Source organism: Sphingobium amiense, assembly GCF_003967075.1.
In the GTDB taxonomy this organism is placed as follows: Bacteria; Pseudomonadota; Alphaproteobacteria; order Sphingomonadales; family Sphingomonadaceae; genus Sphingobium; species Sphingobium amiense.
Window position 1 is genome coordinate 13,210 of sequence record NZ_AP018666.1, and the last position, 20,616, is coordinate 33,825.

Consider the following 20,616-nt stretch of genomic DNA (forward strand, 5'->3'; position numbering starts at 1 on the left):
GTGAACATCTGGCGTGGTCAACTGGTCGGCATCGACCTGGATCAGGCCTTGTCGGCCGCGTTGGCGAGTTCGCGATGAACGGCCCTGGCGAGATTGAGGTCGTAGCTGAGCGCGCTGCTGACCGGGAGGCTACGCACGCCCAGGGTCTGGAGCGTATAGTTGAGGTCGGGCGTCACCGCCGCGCCCGCCGCTTCGATCGGCAGGTCCCAAGGCCGAAGCGGCGAGACCGGCCATCGCACGCCCTCGGCCTCGCGCATTAGTGTATCGCCATGCAGGCAGAAGGCGGACGGATCGCAGCGATAGTCCATGTCGATCCGGGCCGCGATCGTGTTGTCGCCCGCGTGGCGCGCGACGAAGGCCCGGTGACGCCCCTCGATGACCTGATAGAGAGCGGGAAGTCCAGCCATCGTCAGGCGTTGCACCTTCACGGGCAGGCTGTTCTGCGCGTCCCGGCGGTCGCGTACGGCTCCGACCAGCCGGTCGAACCGGACCGGCTGGGCTAGCACGTAGCGCAGTTCGATTGCGGCCGCCTCGGGCGGCGCGACAATGCCACGGGAAAAGGCGGTGGCGCAGACGGCCCGCGCGAAAAGATCGACCTGAAACGGTCCTATGACGCTGAAGATACCGGTCGCATCCGGCCCGGCCATCTCGTTCGCGCGCTCACCAAGCTCAGGATGTCCAGGGATGCGCAGGTCCGACACGCCGCCACGCAGGCATTCCATCATGTCGATGCCCATCGCCTGAGTCCTCTCCATTTCGGAGGAATTTTATACCTTGCCGAGGCGTCTGACTATCCGGCGGTTCTTTCCCGTGGCCGCATCGGAAAGGTCCGCAGTCTGCAAGGACCTCCCAGCGCCAGGCGCCGGAAAAAGGGGAGGGGGGCCGAGAGGACGAGCGACGTGGATCGCTTGGCCCCTCGGAGACTTTCCCCATGAGCTACGATGTTGCGTTTCGCCACCAGCAGGCCCTCGACCCGAGCGCGCTCTCGAGTGTCACCACCACATTGCACGCGATCGGCGCCGCGATCACCGACTGCCGCAACGCTGGCAAGGACGCCGAGATCGACCCTGCGGTCATCCTCCTTATCCGTCACCTGTCGCAAGTGTGCGAAGCCCGGCCGCCCAGCACCCTGCTGCGCCGCGAATGCCTGGACGCGATCGCTGAGATCCGGCGGCATCCTGTGCTCAAGACGCTCGCCTATCGCGGCGTTGCCTATGACGAGCCCGCCAAGCGCCTCTTCCACAGCGAGGGACGGATCGCGATGCGGCGGCTCGCCGAGGCCCTGGATCTGGCCGAGGGCAGCTTCGATGTCCGGTCCAACAAGGGCGGCGTTGCCGTCTCCGGCGAAATCACGCTCCACGGCGAGGACATCTGGGTCCAGCTCAGCCTGGGCCTCATGGGACCGGACCGCGAGATCCTCTACCGGCGCGTCCACGGCCGAAAGGACCATATCGGCGAGCGCAACCATTATGCCTCGATCCGCGACCTCATGGCGCCCGATCGCTTCGCCCGGAAGATCTGCCGGGATCTCAATCTGGCACCCGCCACCCGATCGGACGGCCGGCTGTTCGCCTGACCCTCAGGCCGGCGGCGGCTCGACATGGCCCAGCCACCGGGCCAGCAAGCGCGCCATGGTGGCGCGATAGTCAGCGGGACTGTCGGGTTCGGCCGTCGCTTTCCATCCGCATTGGCACTGAACGGTGCGCACCGCGTCATGGGGCGGCGCTGCGTAGACGATCATATGCGCCCTGAGCGGCATCTTTCGTTTCCCCCCGCGGCGCGATGCTGCGCGCGCGCGGGGCGGCTGTCCACATTTTTGTCCGTAGCGCCCGCCTGCGGGCAGACTCCCTGAAAGGAGACCTCATGCACCGCTTGCCTAATGACGCGGCACCTTGCCGCGTGCCCGACAGGATCGCCCTCGATCCGCAGGCGCCCATCATCCTCGCCTATGGCATCGGGGTCGATTCCACCGCGCTTCTCATCGAGCTTCACGCGCGCGGCGAAACGCCCGATCTCGTCCTCACCGCTGACCCTGGGGCCGAAAAGCCCGATACCTATGAATATCAGGCGATGATGGCCGCCTGGATGGCGGCCCGGGGCATTCCCTATGAAGTGGTTGCTTACCGGCCCAAGCGCTTCAAGCACTATCCGCCCTATGCGACGATCCTCACCAACCTGCTGGCGAACGCGACGCTGCCGAGCATTAGCCTGGGCCGTCACAGCTGCTCGTTAGGTCTACCCATTGAAACTGTCTCCTTTGCGCGCGATGAGGGACGGGCCGACTGCCGCGCTAACCCAAAGAGCTGGCGGTGGTCGGCCCGTCCCTCGCGTCGCGCAGCGACGCTTAAGCGTCGCATGAGGCGCCGCACAAAAATGCCGCGCTTGTTATTCAAGCCATTCGTTTCCGAATCGATTTCTCTAGCGGAACGATGGCCGCCTCTGTAGAAGGTCGGAGAACAAAAGGGGGCCTTATGGCGCGGCGCGTTTTCTTCAGTTTTCACTTCGCGAACGATTTTTGGCGTACTCAGCAGGTGCGTAACATCGGAGCCCTCGAAGGGCAGACTCTTTGCACTGCGAATGCTTGGGAGGAGGTCAAGCGGAAGGGCAAAGCCTCCATCGAAAAATGGATCGATGACAACATGTACGGCAAGAGTTGCGTGGTGGTGCTCGTCGGTTCGGAAACAGCGAACCGGCCATGGGTGATCCGCGAGATCGTCAAAGGTTGGGACGCAGGCAAAGGCGTGGTGGGTATCCGGATAAACAAACTTCTTGGTCACGATGGGAACTCGTGCGTGGCAGGCAGCAATCCATTTGATGAAATAGGCTACGCCAATACAGGGAAGAAGCTTTCGTCCATAGTGAAGCTCGTCTCTCCTTCCGGAGCAGATAGCAAAGCCGCCTATGACTCGATTAAGAATGGGATCGAGACTTGGATTGAAGAGGCCATTGCGATCCGAGCAAATAACTGAAGTGCAGAGAATCGGAGATTTTGCGCGGAATTAAGAGCGGGCGGCAAGAATGATAGAATATATTACCAAATCCGAGCTTCGTAATTTCGCTGGCAAATTGAACATCAACGAGCAGGTAAACCTCAGGAAATCTGCTTCTTCTCGGGCGCTGTCGGGTGCTACATTTCTTTCGCACTCAAGCAAGGACGATGATCTCGTCGTTGGCGCCATTCGTGTATTAGAAGGGCACGGCGCCAAGGTTTATGTCGATGAAATCGACCCGGAAATGCCCCCATACACGACGGAGGAAACGGCAGGGCTGTTAAAGAGCCGTATTCGTCAGACCAAGCGCTTTGTCCTTCTTGCAAGCAAGAACAGCAAGGACAGTCGTTGGGTGCCCTGGGAGTTGGGCGTCGCGGATGGGTGTTGATTTCCACTGAGAGTTGACCCGGGAGGGGCATAAGTTTCCACTGAGAAGTGACCCATGTTTTGACTTCCCTCTGGCTGATTGGTCGGAGGATTCAGGAGTGATCGACATGGCGTTATTGAGTGTAATCCGGCGCTGGCATTTCCGGCAGCAGGTTCCGATCCGGGAGATCGAGCGGCGCACTGGTTTGTCGCGCAACACGATCCGCAAGTACCTGCGGGCGGACACGGTAGAGCCGCAGTTCAAGGTTCCCGAGCGGCCGAGCAAGCTGGACCCGTATGCGGAGAAGCTGTCAGGCTGGCTGCGGATCGAGGCTGGCAAGTCGCGCAAGCAGCGGCGCACGGCGAAGCAGATGCACGCCGATCTCGTGGTCCTGGGCTATAACGGCTCATACGGGCGCGTTGCGGCCTTCGTGCGGACCTGGAAGGCCGATCGTCAGCGCGAGCAGCAGACCAGTGGTCGCGGCACGTTCGTGCCGCTGGTCTTTGCGCCGGGCGAGGCGTTCCAGTTCGACTGGAGCGAGGACTGGGCCTTGCTGGGCGGCAAGCAGACCAAGCTGCAGGTGGCGCACACCAAGCTGTCACACAGCCGCGCCTTCACCGTCCGAGCTTATCTGCTCCAGACTCACGAGATGCTGTTCGACGCTCTGACCCAGGCCTTCCGGGTGCTGGGCGGCGTGCCGCAGCGCGGGATTTTCGACAACATGAAGACCGCGGTTGATCGGATCGGCACGGGCAAGGCTCGGCAGGTCAACGCGCGCTTTGCCGCGATGGCCAGTCATTACCTGTTCGAGCCCGAGTTCTGTAACCCGGCTTCCGGTTGGGAGAAGGGACAGGTCGAGAAGAACGTGCAGGATGCACGGCGCCGGCTGTGGCAACCCATGCCCAGCTTCCCCGACATCGATGCGCTCAACGTCTGGCTCGAGGAGCAGTGCATCGCGCAATGGGGTCAGATCCAGCATGGCGTCCTGCCCGGCACCATCGCCGATGTGCATGCCGAAGAGGTCGCCAGTCTGATGCCGCTGGGCCGGCCCTTCGATGGCTTCGTCGAGCACACCAAGCGGGTATCGCCGACCTGCCTGGTCTCCTTCGAGCGCAATCGCTACAGCGTGCCAGCCTCTTTCGCCAACCGGCCGGTGAGCCTGCGGGTCTACCCTGACCGGCTCGTCATCGCCGCCGAGGGCCAGGTCCTGTGCGAGCATGGCCGGATCATCGAGCGGTCCCATGACCAGCCAGGGCGGACCATCTATGACTGGCGGCATTACCTGGCGGTGATCCAGCGCAAGCCTGGCGCCCTGCGCAACGGCGCGCCCTTTGCCGAGATGCCCGAGGCCTTCCGGCAGTTGCAGGGCTTCCTGCTCAAGCGCCCCGGCGGTGACCGGGAGATGGTGGAGATCCTCGCGCTGGTCCTGCAACATGATGAGCAGGCGGTGCTCTGTTCCGTCGAACTGGCGCTGGAAGCTGGCGTGCCGACCAAGACCCATATCCTCAACATCCTCCACCGGCTGCTCGACGGCAAGCCAACCAGCATCGCCGCCATCGATACCCCACAGGCGTTGAGCCTGCGCCGGGAGCCGAAGGCCAATGTCGCGCGCTATGATACGCTGCGCGGGAAGGATCTGCGTCATGCGTCATGATCCCGCCAGCGCCGCCGTCATGGTCATGCTGCGCTCCCTCAAGATGTACGGCATGGCCCAGGCCGTCGCTGACCTCATCGAGCAGGGGGCACCCGCCTTCGATGCGGCCATCCCCATCCTCTCCCAGTTGCTCAAGGCCGAGATGGCCGAGCGCGAGGTTCGGTCCATCGCCTACCAGATCAAGGCGGCCCGGTTCCCGGCCTACAAGGACCTGGCCGGCTTCGACTTCGCTTCCAGCGAGGTCAACGAAGCCATGGTCCGCCAGTTGCATCGCGGCGAGTTTATCGATGGCGCCCATAACGTCGTCCTGATCGGTGGCCCCGGCACCGGCAAGACGCACGTCGCCACCGCACTTGGCGTCCAGGCGGTCGAGCATCACCGCAAGAAGGTCCGCTTCTTCGCCACCGTCGACCTGGTCAACGCGCTGGAACAGGAAAAGGCCATGAACAAGGCAGGCCAACTGTCCGAACGGCTCCTGCGCCTCGACCTCGTCATCCTCGACGAGCTCGGATACTTGCCGTTCAGCCCGTCAGGCGGCGCGCTGCTGTTCCACCTGCTGAGCAAGCTTTACGAGCGCACCAGCGTCGTCATCACCACCAACCTCAGCTTCAGCGAATGGGCTGGCGTGTTCGGTGATGCCAAGATGACAACGGCTCTGCTGGACCGGCTCACCCACCACTGTCACATCCTCGAGACCGGCAATGACAGCTTTCGGTTCAGGGCCAGCGCCGCGGACCCCAAATCACGAAAGGAAAAATAACCCGCTTGACCCACCACCCGCATAGCGGGACATACCTTCCAACCGGGTCACTTCTCGATGAAAATCCCGGGTCAACTCTCAGTGGAAATCAACATCGCTGATCGACATTTTCTCGATGGATTTGATTGTCGCGTATTTTGGGGTCCTTCCAGCCCCTGTCTGTCGCTGGAGGGCGGCCCTGCGACGATAGCTCTCGACATTCATCTCGAAGATGGTGGCGTGATGAACGAGACGGTCGACGGCCGCGAGCGTCATGGCGGGATCCGGGAAGACCCGGTTCCATTCGCCGAAGGGCTGGTTGGCCGTGATGAGCATGGATCGGCGCTCATAGCGTGCGCTGATCAACTCGAAGAGCACGGAGGTTTCAGCCTGATCCTTGGCGACATAGGCGAGGTCGTCCAGGATGAGCAGGTGGTATTTGTCGAGCTTGGCGATGGCGGATTCGAGCGCCAGTTCGCGGCGCGCGAGCTGAAGCTTCTGGACCAGCTCGGACGTGCGGGTGAACAGCACGCGCCAACCATTCTGGACAAGTTGCAGGCCGATGGCTGCCGCCAAGTGGCTCTTTCCTCCGCCCGGCGGGCCGAACAGGATGAGATTGGCGCCCTTTTCCAGCCATCCGTCGCCCGAGGTCATGGCCGTGACCTGCGCCCGCGAGACCATCGGCACGGCGTCGAAGGCGAAGCTGTCGAGCGTTTTGCCCGGTGGTAATCGTGCGTCGCTCAGATGACGTTCGATCCTACGCCGGTCACGTTCGGCCATTTCATGCTCGGTAAGTGCAGCGAGCAGTCGGGTGGCGGGCCAGCCCTCCTTGTCGGCACGTTCGGTAAACTCGGGCCAGATCACCTTGATGGCAGGAAGCCTCAACTCGTTGAGGATGAAGCTCAGGCGCTGGGCATCGACGTTATGGGCCTTGGTCATGCGGCCTCTCCCAGCAGCAGGGCATCGTAGTCGGTCAGGGGGCCAAGCTCGACCACCACCTCGGGCAGCGCGGCCGGATCGGGCGAGAAGCGCGTTCGCAACGCGGCGATGTCAGGCAGCCGGCCTTCGTCAAGGTCCTGGGCGAGAAGATCGGCAAGCTCGGCCTCGCAGGCCCGTTCATGGGCCATGGACAGCAACTCGACCATCTTACGGCAAGCGTCACGCTCGGACATGGCTTCGAGCAGCCGTTCGAACATGAGCCTGTACGCCTCGCGCGGGAACAACTGGTCGCGATAGGTCAGCTGCAGCAGGGCCATCGGCTTACGCCTGAGGCTATGGATCACGTGACGGTAATCCACCACATAGCCATGTTCGGTAGCGCTTTTCGGGCGACCGCGTGGCCGGGTCATGAGATAACTGCCGCCCAGGAACAGATCGAGCCGATCATCGTAGAGGCGCACACGCAGTCGATGCCCGATCAACCGTGACGGCACCGTGTAGAACACCTTGCGCAGAACGAAGGTGCTGGACGAGGTGACGGGAAGGATATGTTCCTCGTAGTCGCTGGTGCGACGATCAGGTAGCGGTTTGAGCGTTGCCCTTTCGGTGTCGATGCGGGCGGCACTGCGCCGGTTCTTTCGGGCAACGATCTCGTCGATGAACCTGCGATAGGCCGCGAGGTCCTCGAAGTCGGTCGATCCACGCATCGCCAGCGCATCCTCCACCGCCGCCTTGAGATGGCCGTGGGAGCTTTCGACGCTGCCATTCTCATGTGCGATGCCGCGGTTGTTGCGGGTCGGCGTCATGCCATAATGTTCGCACAAGGCGTCGTAGCGTGTGGTCAAGTCCGCACGGGCATCGGCATCAAGGTTGCGAAACGCGGCCGACAGACTGTCGCTGCGGTGTTCGCCCGGCGCGCCGCCCAGCATCCAAAGCGCGTTCTGCAGCCCCTCAGCCAATGCGACATAGCTCTCGCCGCCCAGGATGACATGGGCATGTTCGAAGCCTGACCACACCAGGCGGAAGTGGTAAAGCAGGTGATCGAGGGGCGCACCCGCGATCGTGACTTTGAGGCTCCTCATGTCGGTGAAGTCCGAAAGGCCCATTCGCCCCGGCTCATGAGTCTGGCGGAAGATCACTTCCTGTTCCGGGCCATGAACGGCCCGCCAGGCACGGATACGACGCTCCATCGTGCGGCGAACCCCAAAATCGAGATCGGGATGGCGACGGCGCATCTCCTCGAAGATCGCCACCGCCCGCAAGCCAGGTGCCGCCTTCAGCATTGGTACGATCTCGCTCTCGAAGATCGATTCCAACGGATCAGGTCGCCGTCGGCCGCGGGGCGCTTTACGGTGTGAAGGAAGCACCGGATCGCTCGCGATCCGGTAGCCCGTCGCGGTGCTGAACCCGGCCTTCGCCGCAGCCACCGGGACCGGGTTGGTCTGTCGCAATTTCATGAAAAGCCTCATTTGATGATCGTTGACTTGGCAACCCGGCACTCACGGCATCTCCCTCCAATCTGGATATGCCAATGAATATTGGGTCGGCCCCGACGATCTGCGGCTCCTCCATTAAAGGGCCATCGGTTGTTGGGGTCTCGGCTACGGGCTTCGGGCTACGCCCTCCGCCCTTCACCGACACCCCAACAACCGATTCTCATCTTGATTGTCGCTACGCTCGCATCCTGTCAGTCGCCGCGCAGCCGCGCCTGATCGAAAAGCTCCTTGCGATGACGGCGCCCCTATTACCGCATGTGGAGCCGTCCAAACGCGACCGGCTGTTCCTCCACCGCTTCCTCATGACGACAGGACGCCTCGAGCGCGAGCATCACGCCGGTCATATCGTGCAGGCCACGTTGCGATCGGCAATGTTGCGCTTCTACGAACGGCATAATGGCGCGATCGCCTCCTGGAACGATGCGCATCCGGGCAAGTCCCGTTCCTTGCTTCCCGACTTCTCGCCCAAGCTGTTCCGCAGCAGCATGGCAAGCGCCCACTACACAGCGTCGCAGGGCGATATCATGGCGGCCAAGGCGGTCCTCAATCATGCGAATGTCGCCACCACCGACATCTATGTCGATGGCGAGGCCGTCCGCCGCCTCGAACGCGATACGATCGCTCGGCTCCAGTCGCTGATGATCACATGGGTCACCGGCGAGACGCCCGCCCATGACTCGCAACATCAAGGGCCGGATACCAGCGCGCGGGTGACGGCGCTGTTCGGCCACGACTGCCTTCGACCGGTCGACGGCGGGCAGGCACAGCCTGGCCGCGTGTGCCCGAAACTGGGAGGCTGCCTTGCCTGTCCAGGCCTAATCGTCCCGATCGACCCGGGTCATCTGGCGCGCATTGTCCAGGCCACCATGCATCTTGAAGCGGCGCGGGAACGCATCGACCCGATCCGGTTCAGCCTCTTCTATGCCCCCAGCCTTCGGGCGCTGACACAAGACCTGCTGCCGGCGTTCCCGCCCGAAATGATGCCGGACGCGGAACGGCACATACCCGCCTTGCCGCCGCTGCCGGACCTGGAATAGCCTCATGGCCTCCGTCCCGACATCCACGCCTACCCAACTTCCGGCGCCATTGCTCGGAAACGAAGGCGTCCCCGCCGCCACGACGTTCAACTGGGGCTTCGAAATGCCGGACGGGAGCCGGTTCACGGACGATCAGTGGACGCCGCTCCGGCACGCCGCCGAACTGTTCCTGTTCTCGCTGCGGGCCGATCCGCCCGAAGGGCGGATGCCACTTCGCAAGGAAACGGTCGATGGTCACTTCAGCCACATCCGCTTCCTCGTTCGATGGATGGCAGCCGAGAACGTCCGATGCTTCAAGGATCTCGATCAAGACGCCGTCGACCGGTTCGTGGCCATGTTGCGCGCCCGTCCCGGCAGGAACGCTTCACGGCTCTCCCTCAGCACCGCCGAAGGCTATCTCGGCACGATCCGCACGTTCCACATGCAGCGCGACAAGCTGGACGACGCGCCGCTGATGGCGCCGCCTCGCGCCGGTTCGGTTGGGAAGCGGCACTGGAAACCTTATGGCGGCCATCCCTATACGCCCGACGAGATCGCCGTGCCTCTCATCAGCGGCGCTATGGAACTGCTCGGTGACCCAGCGGACCAGATACTCGCGCTGCGCGATCGCCTCGAAGATCTGTATGAGAAGTTTCGACAACAGCATCAGGGGCGAAGGCTCCACTGGCATATCAGACGCGCCATGTTGGCTGAGCCATGCCCCCACGCGGATCTGTATCCGAATCCGGAATGGCCGCTGCGCCGCCTGACGTTCATGCTCGATCGCCTTGGCGACGCCTGCTTCGTCGTCATCGCCTATCTCGTTGGCGCGAGAGCCTCCGAAATACTCAGGCTTGAGGAGGGTTGCCTCGAACGGCGCGCGGCCGACGGAGACGGCGAGGAACACGTCTATCTGGTCGGCACGATCACGAAGACGTCGCTGACGGAACATGGGGACGTCCATCGCTGGCTCGCGCCCGAGCCGGTCCAGCGGGCGATCCACATCCTCGAACGTCTCTCCGCTCCGCTTCGCGAACTTAGCGGGAAGAGGAACCTCTGGCTCCACCAGCTCGGCCGGGGACGCTCGCCGCTTCCGACGATGATGCCCGTCGCTCGACTGCGATCACCCATGGTCAATATCCGCTTGAACGAACGACTTGCGCCGTTCCTTGCCTTGCCGGAACACCAAGGCGGAACCTGGCACCTGACCACCTATCAGGGTCGCAAGACGTTCTCACGGTTCATCGGGCGGCGCGACCGCACCGGCCTGACGGCGCTGCAACGCCATCTCGGCCATGTCCACCGCGCGATGACCGACCGGGCCTATGTGGGCACCGACTTCGAGCTTGCCCAGCTGATCGACGACCAAGCCGCCGAAGAAACCCGCAAGGCGCTGGAAGACCTGCTCCTGGCGCCGAACGTCGCCGGGAAGGCGGGCGTCATGCTCTCCGAGCGATCGCCGTTCCGCGGGCGCACGCTATCGAGCGACGTCGATGGATATATCACCGAGATCCTCGCCGGCACGGATATGCGCCTCGGCGTATGCGACTGGGGCTACTGCCTCTACCGCCGGGAGACCTCCGCTTGCCTCGGCGGCGAGCGCGAGCCGAACCCGGTGCTTCGCACACAAAGCACCTGCTCGACTTGCGCCAACTTCGCCGTGACCGACCGGCATAGGCCGGTCTGGGAAGCGCGGCTTGAACGAAACACCGCATTGATCCAGCGCGATGACCTCGATCGCGAGAGCCGAGCACTTGCCGAAGCCCGCATCCAGGAATCTCGCCGTATCCTCGACCAGCTCGACGAAGGAAATGCCGGTGACGTCTGAATCTGACCTATCCACCCCGCAGGCCCGTCGCCGGGCGAACACCAATGCACGTCTGCGCGAAGCCCTTGGCGTCCTTGCCAAAGACCCGTCCGCCGCGCCAACGGTCGCCGCTCTTGCACGAGCAGCCGGGGTCGGCCGCAACATCATCTATACGCACCATGCCGACGTTCTTGACGCCCTGCGCGAGCTTCAATCGCAACGTGAGGGCGCCACTGAAATGGCCGCCGGCGATGCCGATCGCACACGCTCTGCTCTTCGGCACGTGGAAGCCAAGAACATCGCCCTCGCAACACATAATGCCAGCCTGCTGAAGCGCGCCCTCGAGGCCGAACAGCGCGCGGAGCGCCTTGAACGCCGCAACGCGCAACTCGTGCAGGAACTCGATCGGATACGCCTGCCCGTCCCTATCCGCATCAACGCCGAAGCGCCCGATCCCTCCACTGCCTGAAGGCGGTCACGCCCTAATCGGGCGTCTTGGAAGGGGAGGAGGACTGGGGATGTCGGAAATGCGGGCTTTGCGCAGCCAATACGACAGGTCGATGCAGACCTAATGCTCGCTCAAATGGAAGGTGGCGCCGCAAGACGCTTTCCTGAAGCAATGGGCACCGGCTCGCGCCGCATGGGCGAATGGGCAGAAGGTCGAGCGGCTGATCGGCTACGACACGTCGCCCTCCGATTCCCGGCGTCATGCCCATGCTGCCGGGCTGGACGATCCGCTGTTCCAGTGCCGCTATCCGCTGCGCGAATGGAACTGGACGCGCGATCGCTGCATCGCCCGGATCGAGGCCGCCGGTCTCCCGGTGCCGCCCAAGTCGAGCTGCTTCTTCTGCGGCGCCATCCGGCCCGATGAAGTACGCGCCCTGCCGGCGTGGTGCCTTCGCTTGATTGTCCTGATTGAGGCCCGCGCCGAACCGCGCCTGCGCACCGTCGAGGGATTGTGGCGCCGATCGACCAGGACCCGGCCCGGCAGGATCACCGATTTCATCCGCGCCGAGCGGCTGCTCCCCGAGGCCGAGATCGACGCGATCCGTCGCGATGCGCCGACCGATCTCATCCGTTTCCAGGACGCCGCCAGCATCGTGCCGATCGCCGAGCGGCCGACGATGGAAGAATGGATCGCGAGTTTCAACGCCGGCTTGATGGAGGCAGCATGACCAGCACCATATCCCGGATCGCCGAGCTCAATGACCGCGTGCGGCTCGGCCTCGATCGAAACGCGCGGATCGTGATGACGGCGACCTGTCTCGCCACATTGGCAGGCGGCGACCGCATCGTCAGCGAAGCCGTCGCCCAGGCCGCGGTACTCGCGGCCGTCCGGCGCTACGAATTCAAGCCTGATGACGGCCCGGAACGCAACTACGGGCAGTTCGAGCTCGAGGGTCACATCGTCTGCTTTCGCATCGATTATTACGATCCCTCGCTCGAATGGGGCTCGGAAGATCCTGCCGACGCCGCGGTGACCGTCCGTGTCCTGACGATCATGCTCCCCTGCGACGATTGAGCCGATCAGTCGCCTCGCCAATTTCCAACCAAAATGGAGGTAATCTTGCGCCGCATCACACCCGCGACGTCCGAGGACGGACAAGCCATTGCGATTGCCGTTGAACGCCTGCGCGAAGCCCGTAACCTGCTGCGCAGGGCGGGCGCGCGCCGCGCGGCATCGGCAGCAGGTCAGGCCATCAACAGCGCCGAAGGCGCCGCGCGGCACGTCGCGCACAGAATGCGGAGGACACACGCATGAGCAGGCACATTCTCCCGCCCAAGGCCGGCCATCCCGACGTCATCTGCGCGGCGGTAGGCTGGGACCGACCGCTCCAGACCTATTATGCTCAGGTGTGCTTTCGCACCGATGATGAGCCCGATGAAGGGGAAGCGCTGATCTGGCGGGGCACGGAACCGGGCGAGCTTCCCACGCCCGAGGCCGCGATCGCCGTTATCACGCCCTATGCGGAAATCCCGCCGAGGCTTGCCGAACAGCTCCTCGCCGACATGACCGCGACGATCGGCGAGAAGGATGGCCGGCACCAGGCCGAGGTCAAGCGGCGGCTGTTCGGCTCGATTCATTAGGATCGGGCCGTTCGAGGCAGAAACGCTTGCGCCCGGGTGTCGCCTCGATACCCTCTGCGCGCGGAGAAAACCGATGACGTCCGTACCGACAGATTATGATTCCGCCCGTGCGGCGCTGACACGGCTTATCCCGCTCGCCATGGGCGACACCGGGCAGGCGCGCCGCGTCGCGAACTTTCTGATGGCCTGGTGGAATGGCCCGGAGCTTGGTCATTTCGAGATCGCCGACATGTTCGGCCTCGACATCGACGTGGCAAACGACATCACGAGCGTGATCGGCTTTCTCGGCCAGAACGACCGCGGCGCCGTCTATATCGACGGTCTCGGTTTCGCCGAAGAGATGCAGGATGTCATTGCCCTGTGGCGGCCATCGGCAAGCGCTCCCCAGACTTGACACGCATCGCGTGATTGCGAGGCCCTGAAGTACCCGACGGCGCCGAAGTGGCGCGTCGGAGCGGCGCTGGCGCGCCTTACTCGGCCGAACGGCCGAGGAGAGGAGCGGGTGAGAGAAGGTGTTCGGACAAGGGGTTCGAGCGCACTTTCTCAGGAGACTTCCCATGAACATCGGCACCATCACCCAGAACGCCAGCGGCACCTACACCGGCAAAATCTCGACGCTCACGGTCGCGATCGTCATCGCCCTTCGCACCGTCCATTCCGCCAATCCGCGTGCGCCCAAGTTCGAGATCCTCGCGCTCTCGGCGGCACGCCAGTGGGTCCAGGTCGGCTCACTGTTCGAGCTGGCGTCCAATGCGACCGGCGAAATGTTCCTCAACGGCAAGATCGAGGATCCCAGCCTCGACAAGCCGCTCTACATCTCGGCGTTCCGTCAGGACGACGGCTCGTACAACATCGTCTGGTCGCGTCCCAACCGCCGCCGCGATGCGCCGACCGACACCGCCCCGGCCGACGACAGCCTGCCGCCGCTGCCCGGTGCGGACGAGCCGGCCAAGCCGAACGGCCTCGCCGGTACGGATGGCCTGGGTGAATCCTCGGCCGAGGGCGCGTTCGGCGGCGAGCCCGCGCAGGGCAATGGCCGCCGTCGCCGCACGCCCGAGATGGCCGACTGACGATCCTCTCTCCCTGCCGCGCGCGTCCCTCCGGCGCGCGGCAACCCCGCAGGGCTCGTTTGCCTCACGGCAAGCGGGCCCTGCCTTCGTTTCCCTGTGACCGTGTCCTCAGCTATCGTCCTCGCGCGCGCGACAGAGAGGACTTGAAATTTATCCGGAAACTCCGTACTTTCCGGACAGGAGAATCACCATGCCCCAGACTGTCAGTTCCGTTGAGGCGTCAAAGGCCTTCGGCCGCATCAGCCGCCAGGCGCTGGTTGCGCCCCTTACCATCACGCATCATGGCCACGATAGCCTCGTGTTGATGTCGGCCGCCGAATATCAGCGGCTCAAGCGGCGCGATCGCGAGGTCTTCACGTTGACTGACGTGCCGGAGGAAATCGTGGAGGGGGTTCGAGCGGCGCGAGCGCCGGCAGAAGCCGCTGCCTTCGATCACGAGGTCGAGTCCTGACGAGTGCAAATTCCCGATCCAGTTCCCGGCCTAGTAATTCGCTACTCGTATCTCTGGAGCCATGAAGCAAAGGCAGGTCACGAAGAAGGCAGCAAAGACCGTCCCTGCGCCGTGCTGCTCGCGACGACAAATAAGGCAGGCGCCAAGATGGTCACCATCCTGCCAGTGACCCATACGCCGCCGTCCGACACGAGCCTTGCCGTTGAAATTCCGCACGCGACGAAGGTTCGTCTCGGGCTCGATGATGATCGCTCGTGGGTCGTCCTCACGGAGCTCAACTATTTTCAATGGCCCGGGCCCGATCTTCGGACGGTGCCCGGAGATCCATTGGGCGAGGTTGCATACGGTCAGCTTCCAACCGCCTTCTACGAAACCATCCGCACCCGCTGGCTCGCCGCCTACGACGCCGGCAAGGTCACGCAGGTCAAGCGTACCTCCTGACCAGTATCGGCCGCGCCCGCATTTGCCACGCGGCGCGGATCATCGCGACTTCGGAGTGAGAACACATGGGAACGAACCAGCGGCACGGCAATCGGGCGGTGAGCACGGCCGAGACCTTGAGCGACAAGCAGCGGGCCGATCTCGCGGGCGCGCGACCTACGGACGAAGAGATCGCCGCCGACCGATGGGCTGATGAGCATGATACCGCGCGCGAAAGGTCCCGCCGCGCGAAACTCCGTCTGCCATTTCGCGCCTGAGGCCGCCGAGGCCGAGCAATACGAGGCTCTGCCCTCAATCCCGATCGCTGCGTCTAGCGGGCCTCGCCGAACGGGCTTGCCCGTGACCGATTGCTGAGCACGAACTCCTGAGGGCGCTCCGCCGCCGGCGCCGGGGTCAAGAGCAGCGCGCCGCGCGATCGTCCATCGGGTAGAGCCCCGCCGCGGCCAGCAGCCTTCCTTCGCCTGTTCCTGACACCTGCGGCGAGACGAAGACGTCCCGCAACCCCATCCGGTCGCCCGTGTTGCCGCTTCGCGGCTGCCCGCGCCAACTCCCTCCAGGGGTTCCCCTCCGCTGACGCTACGGTGCGGACCCTCTCCGCACGCCGCTCTTCGGTGTCACCGGCGGGAAGGCCGCTGGACCCAACGAGGAGCACTACCATGAACAACGTCAATCTCGCCGGCCGCGTCGCCAAGGACCCCGAGACCCGCGGCGCCGTCACCACCCTCATTGTCGCGACCGATCGCGTGAAGCTCAGGGACGGCAAGACCTATGTCGACGACGCCACCGGCTACACCGCCAAAGAGACAGAGTTCCACAAGGTCACCTGCTTCAACGGCCTCGGCAAGGCCGGCGCCTCGCGCAAGAAGGGCGATGTCGTCGCCATCACCGGCCGGCTGCACTATTCGAGTTGGGAGGATCGCGACGGAGTCACCCGGTACGGCTGCGAGATCATCGCCGACAAGATCGACTTCTTCTGACCCGGTAGAGCGGCGCCTGCGGGCGCCGCCCTTCAGCTCAACTGGCCCGGGAAGTTCGCGCGTCGCCCCGTCTCGAGGTTGTGGACCATGTTCTCGACGCCGATCGCGTAGAACTCGCCGACATGGAAGCTCGCCCCATCCCGGAGCTTCCACTCCTGATCGGTGACGACCTTGATCACGCTGTTCACCAGCGCGATCACGTCCTGCTCCGCCAGCGGATAGAGGATCGGCTCGATCTGCCACAGGCGGTCGCCATGAATATCACGTTGCCGCAGGAGCTGCTGATAGACGGCGAGTTTCGCCACCAGCCCCGGTGGCTCATTGCCATGCAACAGTGCAGCATATCGCGATAGACGCTCCTCATAGTTCGCCTGAATCTGGGCCTTCACTCTTCATTCCTTCAACATTGCCTGCGGCGTCGGTGCTCGATCATTTGGCGCATCCCGGCCCTTCGACAGGCTCAGGCCGGGACCGGCGCTCTACTCGCCTGCGGCTCCCGGAGCCACGGCCTTGCCGCGTCTCCGCCCTGCCGGGTTACGATCACCTTGCGGGGGTGATGGGGAGGGGGTTTCTCCTGGGACAGTATGGAGCGATTTGCTGTTAACCCGGCCGCCGCGCGGCCGGGGCAAATCCAATTCTCTCTCTAACATCTCGGTATCAGACAAGCTTCATCGCCGTAGTGTGATGTGCCTTGGGGGGCTTTCTCAAGGATGCGCGGTCCCCCCAATTTTCCCGGGACCGTCGCTGCGCTCTGGCCCCAAGAAAATCGGTTCCCCCACGCCCCGCCGAGGCGGCGCGGGGACTTGTCCCCGCGTCCCTGACAAAGCCCCGTCGGCCCATCCGATGAGATTTCATCTTTCATCCAATCCCGGATGAGAGATCGACTTGTTCGGAGGCTTTTATGACTTCTTTCAACAATTTCGCCGACCTTGCCAGCTTCGTCGCCGCGTCGCGTGAAAATGACGGACTGACCCAGACCTACGAGGGCGCGTTCATCGAACATAGCGAGATGGCCAAGCTCAGCATCGTCGAAGCGCCCGAAGCACTTGACATGCCCGATCCCGAGCAGGTGCGGGCCGCCACCGAGATGATGATGCAGACCATGTTCGACGTGCTGCGCGACACCCGCATGGAGCCGTTTGCGGCCGATCTGGCGTGGGGTTTCGCCAACAGCTTCCATGTCGTGGCGAAGCGTATCGAGGGCCGCGAGGATGACGCCGCCAAGAAGCTCGGCGATCTCGCACGCAGCTATGATCCGTCCGAGATCTACGCGACCGAACTCGAAGACACCCAGCTCCTCTGCCAGACCCTCCAGGGTTGCCGCGAGGCGATGGAATGCATGCGCGACCATGCCGCCGAGGTCTATCGGGTCGAAACCGGCAAGCCCTTCTCGCCGGTGCGGGGAAGCCGGGTTTCCAGCGCGCTTACCGCATCGATGATCGAGGCCCGCGACTATCTTGCCTCGAAAGCCCGGGAGCGCCGCGAGCAGTTCGCCCCCGAAGGCCCGGTCGTGGCGTTCTCCGGTGGTCAGGTGTGGGAGGACGTGGACCTGCTCTGGAACGGTCTCGACAGCATCAAGGCACGCATCCCGGAGATGATCCTCGCGACCACCGCGCAAGCGAAGGGCTGCGATGCCGTGGCGCACGCATGGGCGGCATCGCGCGGCGTCAAGGTCATCCAGTTCCGCCTCGATCGCAGTCAGGGCAACCGCGCCGCCTTCGTCCGCAATGACCGCATTCTCGGTCTCAAGCCGGTGGAAGCCGTCATCTGCGAAGGCTCGGGCATCCAGCAGAACCTCGCCCAGAAGCTGCGGCAGGCGGGGGTGCCGCTGCACATCGTCCGCCTCGCGCACCAGCGCACCCAGCGCAGCGCGTGAGTGCTCGCTTGGAGGGGCTCCGGCTTCGGCCGGGGCCTCTCCATCTTTTTCTGCGTGGACATGCGGCGCTCAGGGGCATCGAGCCCCTTCGCGCCGCGGGGGACTGAGCGCTGGCGCGCTCGCGCAATGGCCACCATTCGCACCGACTTCGCCCCGCCAGGCGGCCAGAGGGGAGAAGGGACGGGTGCTGCGTTCAGCAAGGGAGGACGAGATGTCCATTGTGTTTCGCATCACCACATCGGCCGACCATCAGGAACGCCAGACCGCCGTCATCAACGCCCGCCAGCTCGCCGCCTTCCGGGAATTTCTGCGCGGCCAAGGCGAGCGTCTCGACATGACCCTGCTGGATCCGGATTTCGCGGAGGACGACTATCTCTCCTATCGGTTCGAGGCGCGTGTCTGCCCGCTGGCGCTCGCCAGCATCGCACGCATCTTCGACTATCAGACCGATGTCATCACGGTGCTGGATGAGGCCCAGTTTCGCGGCCGCCGGGTCAGCGTCTATCGCGAGGGCGACACTGGCCCGATCACCCTGTCGGTCGGGCTGACCTCCGATCTCGGCCTCGAACTCGATCTGGCCTATCAGAATGCGTTCGCGCTGCTCGAAGGGCTTGGACTGCGACCGGAGAGCGTCGGCGAAATCCCGGTCGACAATGTCCGTGCCCGCCTCGCTGATCCCGCGATCCGGCGCAGCGTCGAAGCGCAGGGTGCAGCCCCATACCTGTCCCGGCTCGACCGCCTGATCGCGACCGGAGATCTTGACGACAGTTCCCGTCTGGAATGGGCATAGCCTCCGCCCGGACCAGACGTCGCGAAGGGGCGCGTCGCCGCGCGCGGCGCGCCCCGCAATGCCGCTGCGAGCCTATGCCGCGACCGGCGTTCGCGGTGTCAGCAGGGTATCGATCGCGCGCTGCAATTGGTCGGCGGCATCGACATCGTTTGTCGCCGCCAGATACTCTTTGGCCTGCCGCATCAATGCCAGCGCAAGCGCCCGTGTTACCGTCGGGTCCGTCTCCGAGAGGTCCATATCGCTACCTCGAGCGCGGTCCATCCTCGCGAGCTTCCGGGCCGTCGCTCCTCCCCGGAGAGCTCCCGCGCCGTGCGCGGGAGCCGGGGCTGGTAACACGTCGAGACATGCGCCTACGCTTTTAGTGCCAAGGCACCTGGACATGTGCGCAGGCACCCCGGCGTGAGATCACACCGAGCTGCCTTTCTCGACGGGATTACCAGTCCCGGCGCCGCAGCCTTCGCAGCGCAATCCGGCGCCTAACACAGACCTCCTGTGACACCAAGGCGAAGTCGTTTCGGCCCTGTCCAGCACCCTCCCGGATCAGTGGATTGTCCATCCGCTCCGCCCGCTGGCCGAGATCGGTGAAGGGTCCGTGCACGCCGTTCTCATAATTCGCAAAAGCCATGATGGGGCGGCGTTTCATCGTGACGACACCGGCTCGCTCGCGTGCCGCACGGACCCGTCGGTCCGCGCGCCGCTACGCCTTGCCGGAGGCGCTTCCCCGAGAGGAAAAATCTCTCACAGTCTTCCCATTCTGTCGGGCGGACGAGACCGTCTCAAGCCCGGCGGGGCCCCACCATTTTCTTCGGCGGATCGGGCGCTGCGCATCAATCTCGAACGACGGTGGCCGCCGAAGAAAATCGTGACCCCCACCGCCGCTTTGCGGTCGCCGGCAAGCCGGCGAGGCCTGACACGGTCCCGCCCGCCCGACGCCATTCCCCTGTCATTCAAGACGACAGGAGACGAACATGCAGACGATCACGAACATCGCCGCCGCCGATCAGCACGCCGCCTACTTCGCCGCCGTCGCCAATGCCGAGCGCCGCGCGATGCACAGCTACTTCGACCAGCATGTGGTCGAGCACGATGAGCTGGGGTTCCTCGCCATTGACGAGGGCGACTACGGCGCGCTCGGACAGGCGATGATCGACCGGATCGTCTACACCGCGCCGGGCGGCATCATCGACGAATTCTGAACGATAGGGGAGGGGCTGCGGCCTCTCCCCTTTTTTTGCTGGGAGAGGAACGGTCACGGGGGGCATCGAGCCCCCCATGACCGTGCCGCGGCGTTGCCGCGGCGGGGGATGATTCAGGCCTTGAGCCGCTTTTCGACTTCCTCGAAACCCAGTGTCTTGATGCGGGCCGTCAGATCGGCGAGCCGCTTAGGTTCAAGCTTCAGCAGTCCGGATTTCTCGATCGTCGCGATCGCCTGCTCGCGCTCTTTCTCTTCGAGCTTCCTGCGCCGCTCTTCCAGCCGGCGCTGATCCTCTTCGAGAGCCTGTCTCTCCTGTTCCAGTGTCTTTGCCATAGGTGCCTCTTGTGAAGGCTAATCGGGCTATGAACTGGCTGAACATAGCGCTGGTTGGTGAGGGCAGGAAGAAGAAGATTCATGGGGCTGGGCGCATCGGGCCTGCGCCCGACGACGGCTCTATTCGCTAGGGCTCCCGATGCCCTTCAGGCAACGAGAGCCCAACCTCACGGAGCCAAGGCATGCGCCTTGTCTCCGCCCTTCGGGTCACGATCCTCGCCTTTCCAACGCGGCCCTTTGGCCGACGTTGATGCTGCGCATCGGGGCTTTTCGCGCCCTGATCGGATCGGTGACACCGGCCTCGCGCGTTCCGCCTCACGGCGGCGCGTACCTCGCCGGTCCCGGCAACCGGCTCCTCTCCGACGACATCGTAACAGGCCCAGGGAC

At 64.1% G+C, this 20,616-nt stretch carries 27 protein-coding genes and 2 pseudogenes; 22 read left to right on the plus strand and 7 right to left on the minus strand.

The genetic code is table 11. The features are described from left to right. Positions 1-41: 41 nt before the first annotated feature. Complete coding sequence (locus tag SAMIE_RS21440; RefSeq protein ID WP_232037492.1) at positions 42-737, minus strand: hypothetical protein; 696 nt, start codon at positions 735-737, stop codon at positions 42-44. 194 nt (positions 738-931) lie between these two features. Here SAMIE_RS21440 and SAMIE_RS21445 point away from each other — a divergent pair, with 194 nt between their 5' ends. Then, entirely contained in the window at positions 932-1,576 is a 645-nt protein-coding gene (locus tag SAMIE_RS21445; RefSeq protein ID WP_048939593.1) for a hypothetical protein, read from the plus strand. A gap of 3 nt (positions 1,577-1,579) precedes the next feature. Here SAMIE_RS21445 and SAMIE_RS21450 read toward each other — a convergent pair whose 3' ends face one another. Continuing rightward, a complete protein-coding gene (locus tag SAMIE_RS21450; RefSeq protein ID WP_066704209.1) occupies positions 1,580-1,759 on the minus strand; it encodes a hypothetical protein in 180 nt (59 codons plus the stop codon). Positions 1,760-1,863: 104 nt separating this feature from the next. Here SAMIE_RS21450 and SAMIE_RS21455 point away from each other — a divergent pair. From SAMIE_RS21455 to istB (SAMIE_RS21475), 5 genes and pseudogenes are all read left to right on the plus strand, one after another. After that, positions 1,864-2,232, plus strand: a pseudogene (locus SAMIE_RS21455) (hypothetical protein); the annotation flags it as partial. A gap of 239 nt (positions 2,233-2,471) precedes the next feature. Continuing rightward, complete coding sequence (locus SAMIE_RS21460) at positions 2,472-2,969, plus strand: TIR domain-containing protein (protein ID WP_048939410.1); 498 nt, start codon at positions 2,472-2,474, stop codon at positions 2,967-2,969. A gap of 49 nt (positions 2,970-3,018) precedes the next feature. Further along, positions 3,019-3,378: a toll/interleukin-1 receptor domain-containing protein gene (locus SAMIE_RS21465; protein WP_232037493.1), complete on the plus strand. Its 360-nt coding sequence runs from the start codon at positions 3,019-3,021 to the stop codon at positions 3,376-3,378. A 106-nt stretch (positions 3,379-3,484) separates the two neighbouring features. Further along, a complete protein-coding gene (istA, locus tag SAMIE_RS21470) occupies positions 3,485-5,011 on the plus strand; it encodes an IS21 family transposase (protein WP_066704330.1) in 1,527 nt (508 codons plus the stop codon). After that, positions 5,001-5,771 carry an IS21-like element helper ATPase IstB gene (gene istB / locus SAMIE_RS21475; protein ID WP_066704332.1) on the plus strand — a complete coding sequence of 257 codons (771 nt, stop codon included), beginning with the start codon at positions 5,001-5,003 and terminating at the stop codon, positions 5,769-5,771. The genes istA (SAMIE_RS21470) and istB (SAMIE_RS21475) overlap by 11 nt, the downstream gene beginning before the upstream one ends. Before the next feature lie 78 nt (positions 5,772-5,849). Here the strand turns inward: istB (SAMIE_RS21475) and istB (SAMIE_RS21480) are convergent, their stop codons facing one another. Together istB (SAMIE_RS21480) and istA (SAMIE_RS21485) are read right to left on the minus strand one after the other, a co-directional pair. After that, positions 5,850-6,689: an IS21-like element helper ATPase IstB gene (gene istB, locus SAMIE_RS21480; protein WP_126516958.1), complete on the minus strand. Its 840-nt coding sequence runs from the start codon at positions 6,687-6,689 to the stop codon at positions 5,850-5,852. Next, a complete protein-coding gene (gene istA, locus SAMIE_RS21485; protein WP_011950689.1) occupies positions 6,686-8,188 on the minus strand; it encodes an IS21 family transposase in 1,503 nt (500 codons plus the stop codon). The genes istB (SAMIE_RS21480) and istA (SAMIE_RS21485) overlap by 4 nt, the downstream gene beginning before the upstream one ends. A 230-nt stretch (positions 8,189-8,418) precedes the next feature. Between istA (SAMIE_RS21485) and SAMIE_RS21490 the strand changes: the two genes are divergently transcribed. The 13 genes and pseudogenes from SAMIE_RS21490 (at position 8,419) to SAMIE_RS21550 (ending at position 16,035) form a co-directional block, all read left to right on the plus strand. After that, positions 8,419-9,222, plus strand: coding sequence for a site-specific integrase (locus SAMIE_RS21490; protein ID WP_232037494.1), 804 nt, complete (start codon positions 8,419-8,421; stop codon positions 9,220-9,222). A gap of 4 nt (positions 9,223-9,226) precedes the next feature. After that, complete coding sequence (locus SAMIE_RS21495) at positions 9,227-11,029, plus strand: site-specific integrase (RefSeq protein WP_048939390.1); 1,803 nt, start codon at positions 9,227-9,229, stop codon at positions 11,027-11,029. After that, positions 11,013-11,477, plus strand: coding sequence for a hypothetical protein (locus SAMIE_RS21500; RefSeq protein WP_048939391.1), 465 nt, complete (start codon positions 11,013-11,015; stop codon positions 11,475-11,477). The genes SAMIE_RS21495 and SAMIE_RS21500 overlap by 17 nt, the downstream gene beginning before the upstream one ends. A 103-nt stretch (positions 11,478-11,580) precedes the next feature. After that, positions 11,581-12,183: pseudogene (locus tag SAMIE_RS21505) on the plus strand (hypothetical protein); the annotation flags it as partial. After that, the gene (locus tag SAMIE_RS21510) at positions 12,180-12,530 is read left to right on the plus strand and encodes a DUF3768 domain-containing protein (protein ID WP_030090586.1); all 351 of its coding nucleotides are present in this window, start codon (positions 12,180-12,182) and stop codon (positions 12,528-12,530) included. The pseudogene SAMIE_RS21505 and the gene SAMIE_RS21510, both read left to right, overlap by 4 nt. Before the next feature lie 45 nt (positions 12,531-12,575). Further along, on the plus strand, positions 12,576-12,770 hold the full coding sequence (locus tag SAMIE_RS21515) for a hypothetical protein (RefSeq protein WP_083216155.1): 195 nt from the start codon (positions 12,576-12,578) through the stop codon (positions 12,768-12,770). Beyond that, positions 12,767-13,096 (plus strand): hypothetical protein, encoded by a 330-nt coding sequence (locus SAMIE_RS21520; protein ID WP_062787874.1) that lies wholly within the window; start codon positions 12,767-12,769, stop codon positions 13,094-13,096. The genes SAMIE_RS21515 and SAMIE_RS21520 overlap by 4 nt, the downstream gene beginning before the upstream one ends. A gap of 73 nt (positions 13,097-13,169) precedes the next feature. Then, positions 13,170-13,490 carry a DUF7673 family protein gene (locus SAMIE_RS21525; RefSeq protein ID WP_030090587.1) on the plus strand — a complete coding sequence of 107 codons (321 nt, stop codon included), beginning with the start codon at positions 13,170-13,172 and terminating at the stop codon, positions 13,488-13,490. A gap of 163 nt (positions 13,491-13,653) precedes the next feature. After that, a complete protein-coding gene (locus SAMIE_RS21530) occupies positions 13,654-14,166 on the plus strand; it encodes a DUF736 domain-containing protein (RefSeq protein ID WP_062787872.1) in 513 nt (170 codons plus the stop codon). Between the two features lie 190 nt (positions 14,167-14,356). Beyond that, positions 14,357-14,617 (plus strand): type II toxin-antitoxin system Phd/YefM family antitoxin, encoded by a 261-nt coding sequence (locus SAMIE_RS21535; protein ID WP_037505398.1) that lies wholly within the window; start codon positions 14,357-14,359, stop codon positions 14,615-14,617. A gap of 147 nt (positions 14,618-14,764) precedes the next feature. Continuing rightward, the gene (locus tag SAMIE_RS21540; RefSeq protein WP_255250192.1) at positions 14,765-15,058 is read left to right on the plus strand and encodes a hypothetical protein; all 294 of its coding nucleotides are present in this window, start codon (positions 14,765-14,767) and stop codon (positions 15,056-15,058) included. Positions 15,059-15,123: 65 nt separating this feature from the next. After that, positions 15,124-15,315 carry a hypothetical protein gene (locus SAMIE_RS21545; protein ID WP_062787870.1) on the plus strand — a complete coding sequence of 64 codons (192 nt, stop codon included), beginning with the start codon at positions 15,124-15,126 and terminating at the stop codon, positions 15,313-15,315. A 399-nt stretch (positions 15,316-15,714) separates the two neighbouring features. Continuing rightward, positions 15,715-16,035 (plus strand): single-stranded DNA-binding protein, encoded by a 321-nt coding sequence (locus tag SAMIE_RS21550; RefSeq protein ID WP_062787869.1) that lies wholly within the window; start codon positions 15,715-15,717, stop codon positions 16,033-16,035. Positions 16,036-16,067: 32 nt separating this feature from the next. Here SAMIE_RS21550 and SAMIE_RS21555 read toward each other — a convergent pair whose 3' ends face one another. Next, positions 16,068-16,424, minus strand: a complete 357-nt coding sequence (locus tag SAMIE_RS21555; protein ID WP_066703409.1) for a hypothetical protein — start codon at positions 16,422-16,424, stop codon at positions 16,068-16,070. A gap of 512 nt (positions 16,425-16,936) precedes the next feature. Here SAMIE_RS21555 and SAMIE_RS21560 point away from each other — a divergent pair. After that, positions 16,937-17,911, plus strand: coding sequence for a DUF2493 domain-containing protein (locus SAMIE_RS21560; protein WP_030090592.1), 975 nt, complete (start codon positions 16,937-16,939; stop codon positions 17,909-17,911). A gap of 211 nt (positions 17,912-18,122) precedes the next feature. Continuing rightward, entirely contained in the window at positions 18,123-18,701 is a 579-nt protein-coding gene (locus SAMIE_RS21565) for a hypothetical protein (RefSeq protein ID WP_030090593.1), read from the plus strand. Between the two features lie 72 nt (positions 18,702-18,773). Here SAMIE_RS21565 and SAMIE_RS23525 read toward each other — a convergent pair whose 3' ends face one another. After that, entirely contained in the window at positions 18,774-18,938 is a 165-nt protein-coding gene (locus SAMIE_RS23525) for a hypothetical protein (protein ID WP_157077779.1), read from the minus strand. A gap of 731 nt (positions 18,939-19,669) precedes the next feature. On the opposite strand from SAMIE_RS23525, the gene SAMIE_RS21570 reads away from it, so the two are divergent. Beyond that, positions 19,670-19,897, plus strand: a complete 228-nt coding sequence (locus tag SAMIE_RS21570; protein WP_066703412.1) for a hypothetical protein — start codon at positions 19,670-19,672, stop codon at positions 19,895-19,897. A gap of 113 nt (positions 19,898-20,010) precedes the next feature. Here the strand turns inward: SAMIE_RS21570 and SAMIE_RS21575 are convergent, their stop codons facing one another. Next, positions 20,011-20,229 (minus strand): hypothetical protein, encoded by a 219-nt coding sequence (locus tag SAMIE_RS21575; RefSeq protein WP_030090596.1) that lies wholly within the window; start codon positions 20,227-20,229, stop codon positions 20,011-20,013. Between the last annotated feature and the right edge of the window lie 387 nt (positions 20,230-20,616).

Bases quoted from the DNA above. Each gene is read 5' to 3' on its own strand.
- SAMIE_RS21565 (WP_030090593.1), top strand. From the start codon at position 18,123: ATGTCCATTGTGTTTCGCATCACCACATCGGCCGACCATCAGGAACGC.
- SAMIE_RS21460 (WP_048939410.1), top strand. From the start codon at position 2,472: ATGGCGCGGCGCGTTTTCTTCAGTTTTCACTTCGCGAACGATTTTTGG.
- SAMIE_RS21550 (WP_062787869.1), top strand. From the start codon at position 15,715: ATGAACAACGTCAATCTCGCCGGCCGCGTCGCCAAGGACCCCGAGACC.
- SAMIE_RS21490 (WP_232037494.1), top strand. From the start codon at position 8,419: ATGACGGCGCCCCTATTACCGCATGTGGAGCCGTCCAAACGCGACCGG.
- SAMIE_RS21540 (WP_255250192.1), top strand. From the start codon at position 14,765: ATGGTCACCATCCTGCCAGTGACCCATACGCCGCCGTCCGACACGAGC.
- SAMIE_RS21545 (WP_062787870.1), top strand. From the start codon at position 15,124: ATGGGAACGAACCAGCGGCACGGCAATCGGGCGGTGAGCACGGCCGAG.
- istB (WP_126516958.1), bottom strand. From the start codon at position 6,689: ATGACCAAGGCCCATAACGTCGATGCCCAGCGCCTGAGCTTCATCCTC.
- SAMIE_RS21525 (WP_030090587.1), top strand. From the start codon at position 13,170: ATGACGTCCGTACCGACAGATTATGATTCCGCCCGTGCGGCGCTGACA.
- SAMIE_RS21465 (WP_232037493.1), top strand. From the start codon at position 3,019: ATGATAGAATATATTACCAAATCCGAGCTTCGTAATTTCGCTGGCAAA.
- SAMIE_RS21535 (WP_037505398.1), top strand. From the start codon at position 14,357: ATGCCCCAGACTGTCAGTTCCGTTGAGGCGTCAAAGGCCTTCGGCCGC.
- SAMIE_RS21520 (WP_062787874.1), top strand. From the start codon at position 12,767: ATGAGCAGGCACATTCTCCCGCCCAAGGCCGGCCATCCCGACGTCATC.
- SAMIE_RS21500 (WP_048939391.1), top strand. From the start codon at position 11,013: ATGCCGGTGACGTCTGAATCTGACCTATCCACCCCGCAGGCCCGTCGC.
- SAMIE_RS21440 (WP_232037492.1), bottom strand. From the start codon at position 737: ATGGGCATCGACATGATGGAATGCCTGCGTGGCGGCGTGTCGGACCTG.
- SAMIE_RS21495 (WP_048939390.1), top strand. From the start codon at position 9,227: ATGGCCTCCGTCCCGACATCCACGCCTACCCAACTTCCGGCGCCATTG.
- istA (WP_066704330.1), top strand. From the start codon at position 3,485: ATGGCGTTATTGAGTGTAATCCGGCGCTGGCATTTCCGGCAGCAGGTT.
- SAMIE_RS21570 (WP_066703412.1), top strand. From the start codon at position 19,670: ATGCAGACGATCACGAACATCGCCGCCGCCGATCAGCACGCCGCCTAC.
- SAMIE_RS21445 (WP_048939593.1), top strand. From the start codon at position 932: ATGAGCTACGATGTTGCGTTTCGCCACCAGCAGGCCCTCGACCCGAGC.
- SAMIE_RS21560 (WP_030090592.1), top strand. From the start codon at position 16,937: ATGACTTCTTTCAACAATTTCGCCGACCTTGCCAGCTTCGTCGCCGCG.
- SAMIE_RS21450 (WP_066704209.1), bottom strand. From the start codon at position 1,759: ATGCCGCTCAGGGCGCATATGATCGTCTACGCAGCGCCGCCCCATGAC.
- SAMIE_RS21575 (WP_030090596.1), bottom strand. From the start codon at position 20,229: ATGGCAAAGACACTGGAACAGGAGAGACAGGCTCTCGAAGAGGATCAG.
- istB (WP_066704332.1), top strand. From the start codon at position 5,001: ATGCGTCATGATCCCGCCAGCGCCGCCGTCATGGTCATGCTGCGCTCC.
- SAMIE_RS23525 (WP_157077779.1), bottom strand. From the start codon at position 18,938: ATGGACCTCTCGGAGACGGACCCGACGGTAACACGGGCGCTTGCGCTG.
- SAMIE_RS21530 (WP_062787872.1), top strand. From the start codon at position 13,654: ATGAACATCGGCACCATCACCCAGAACGCCAGCGGCACCTACACCGGC.
- SAMIE_RS21510 (WP_030090586.1), top strand. From the start codon at position 12,180: ATGACCAGCACCATATCCCGGATCGCCGAGCTCAATGACCGCGTGCGG.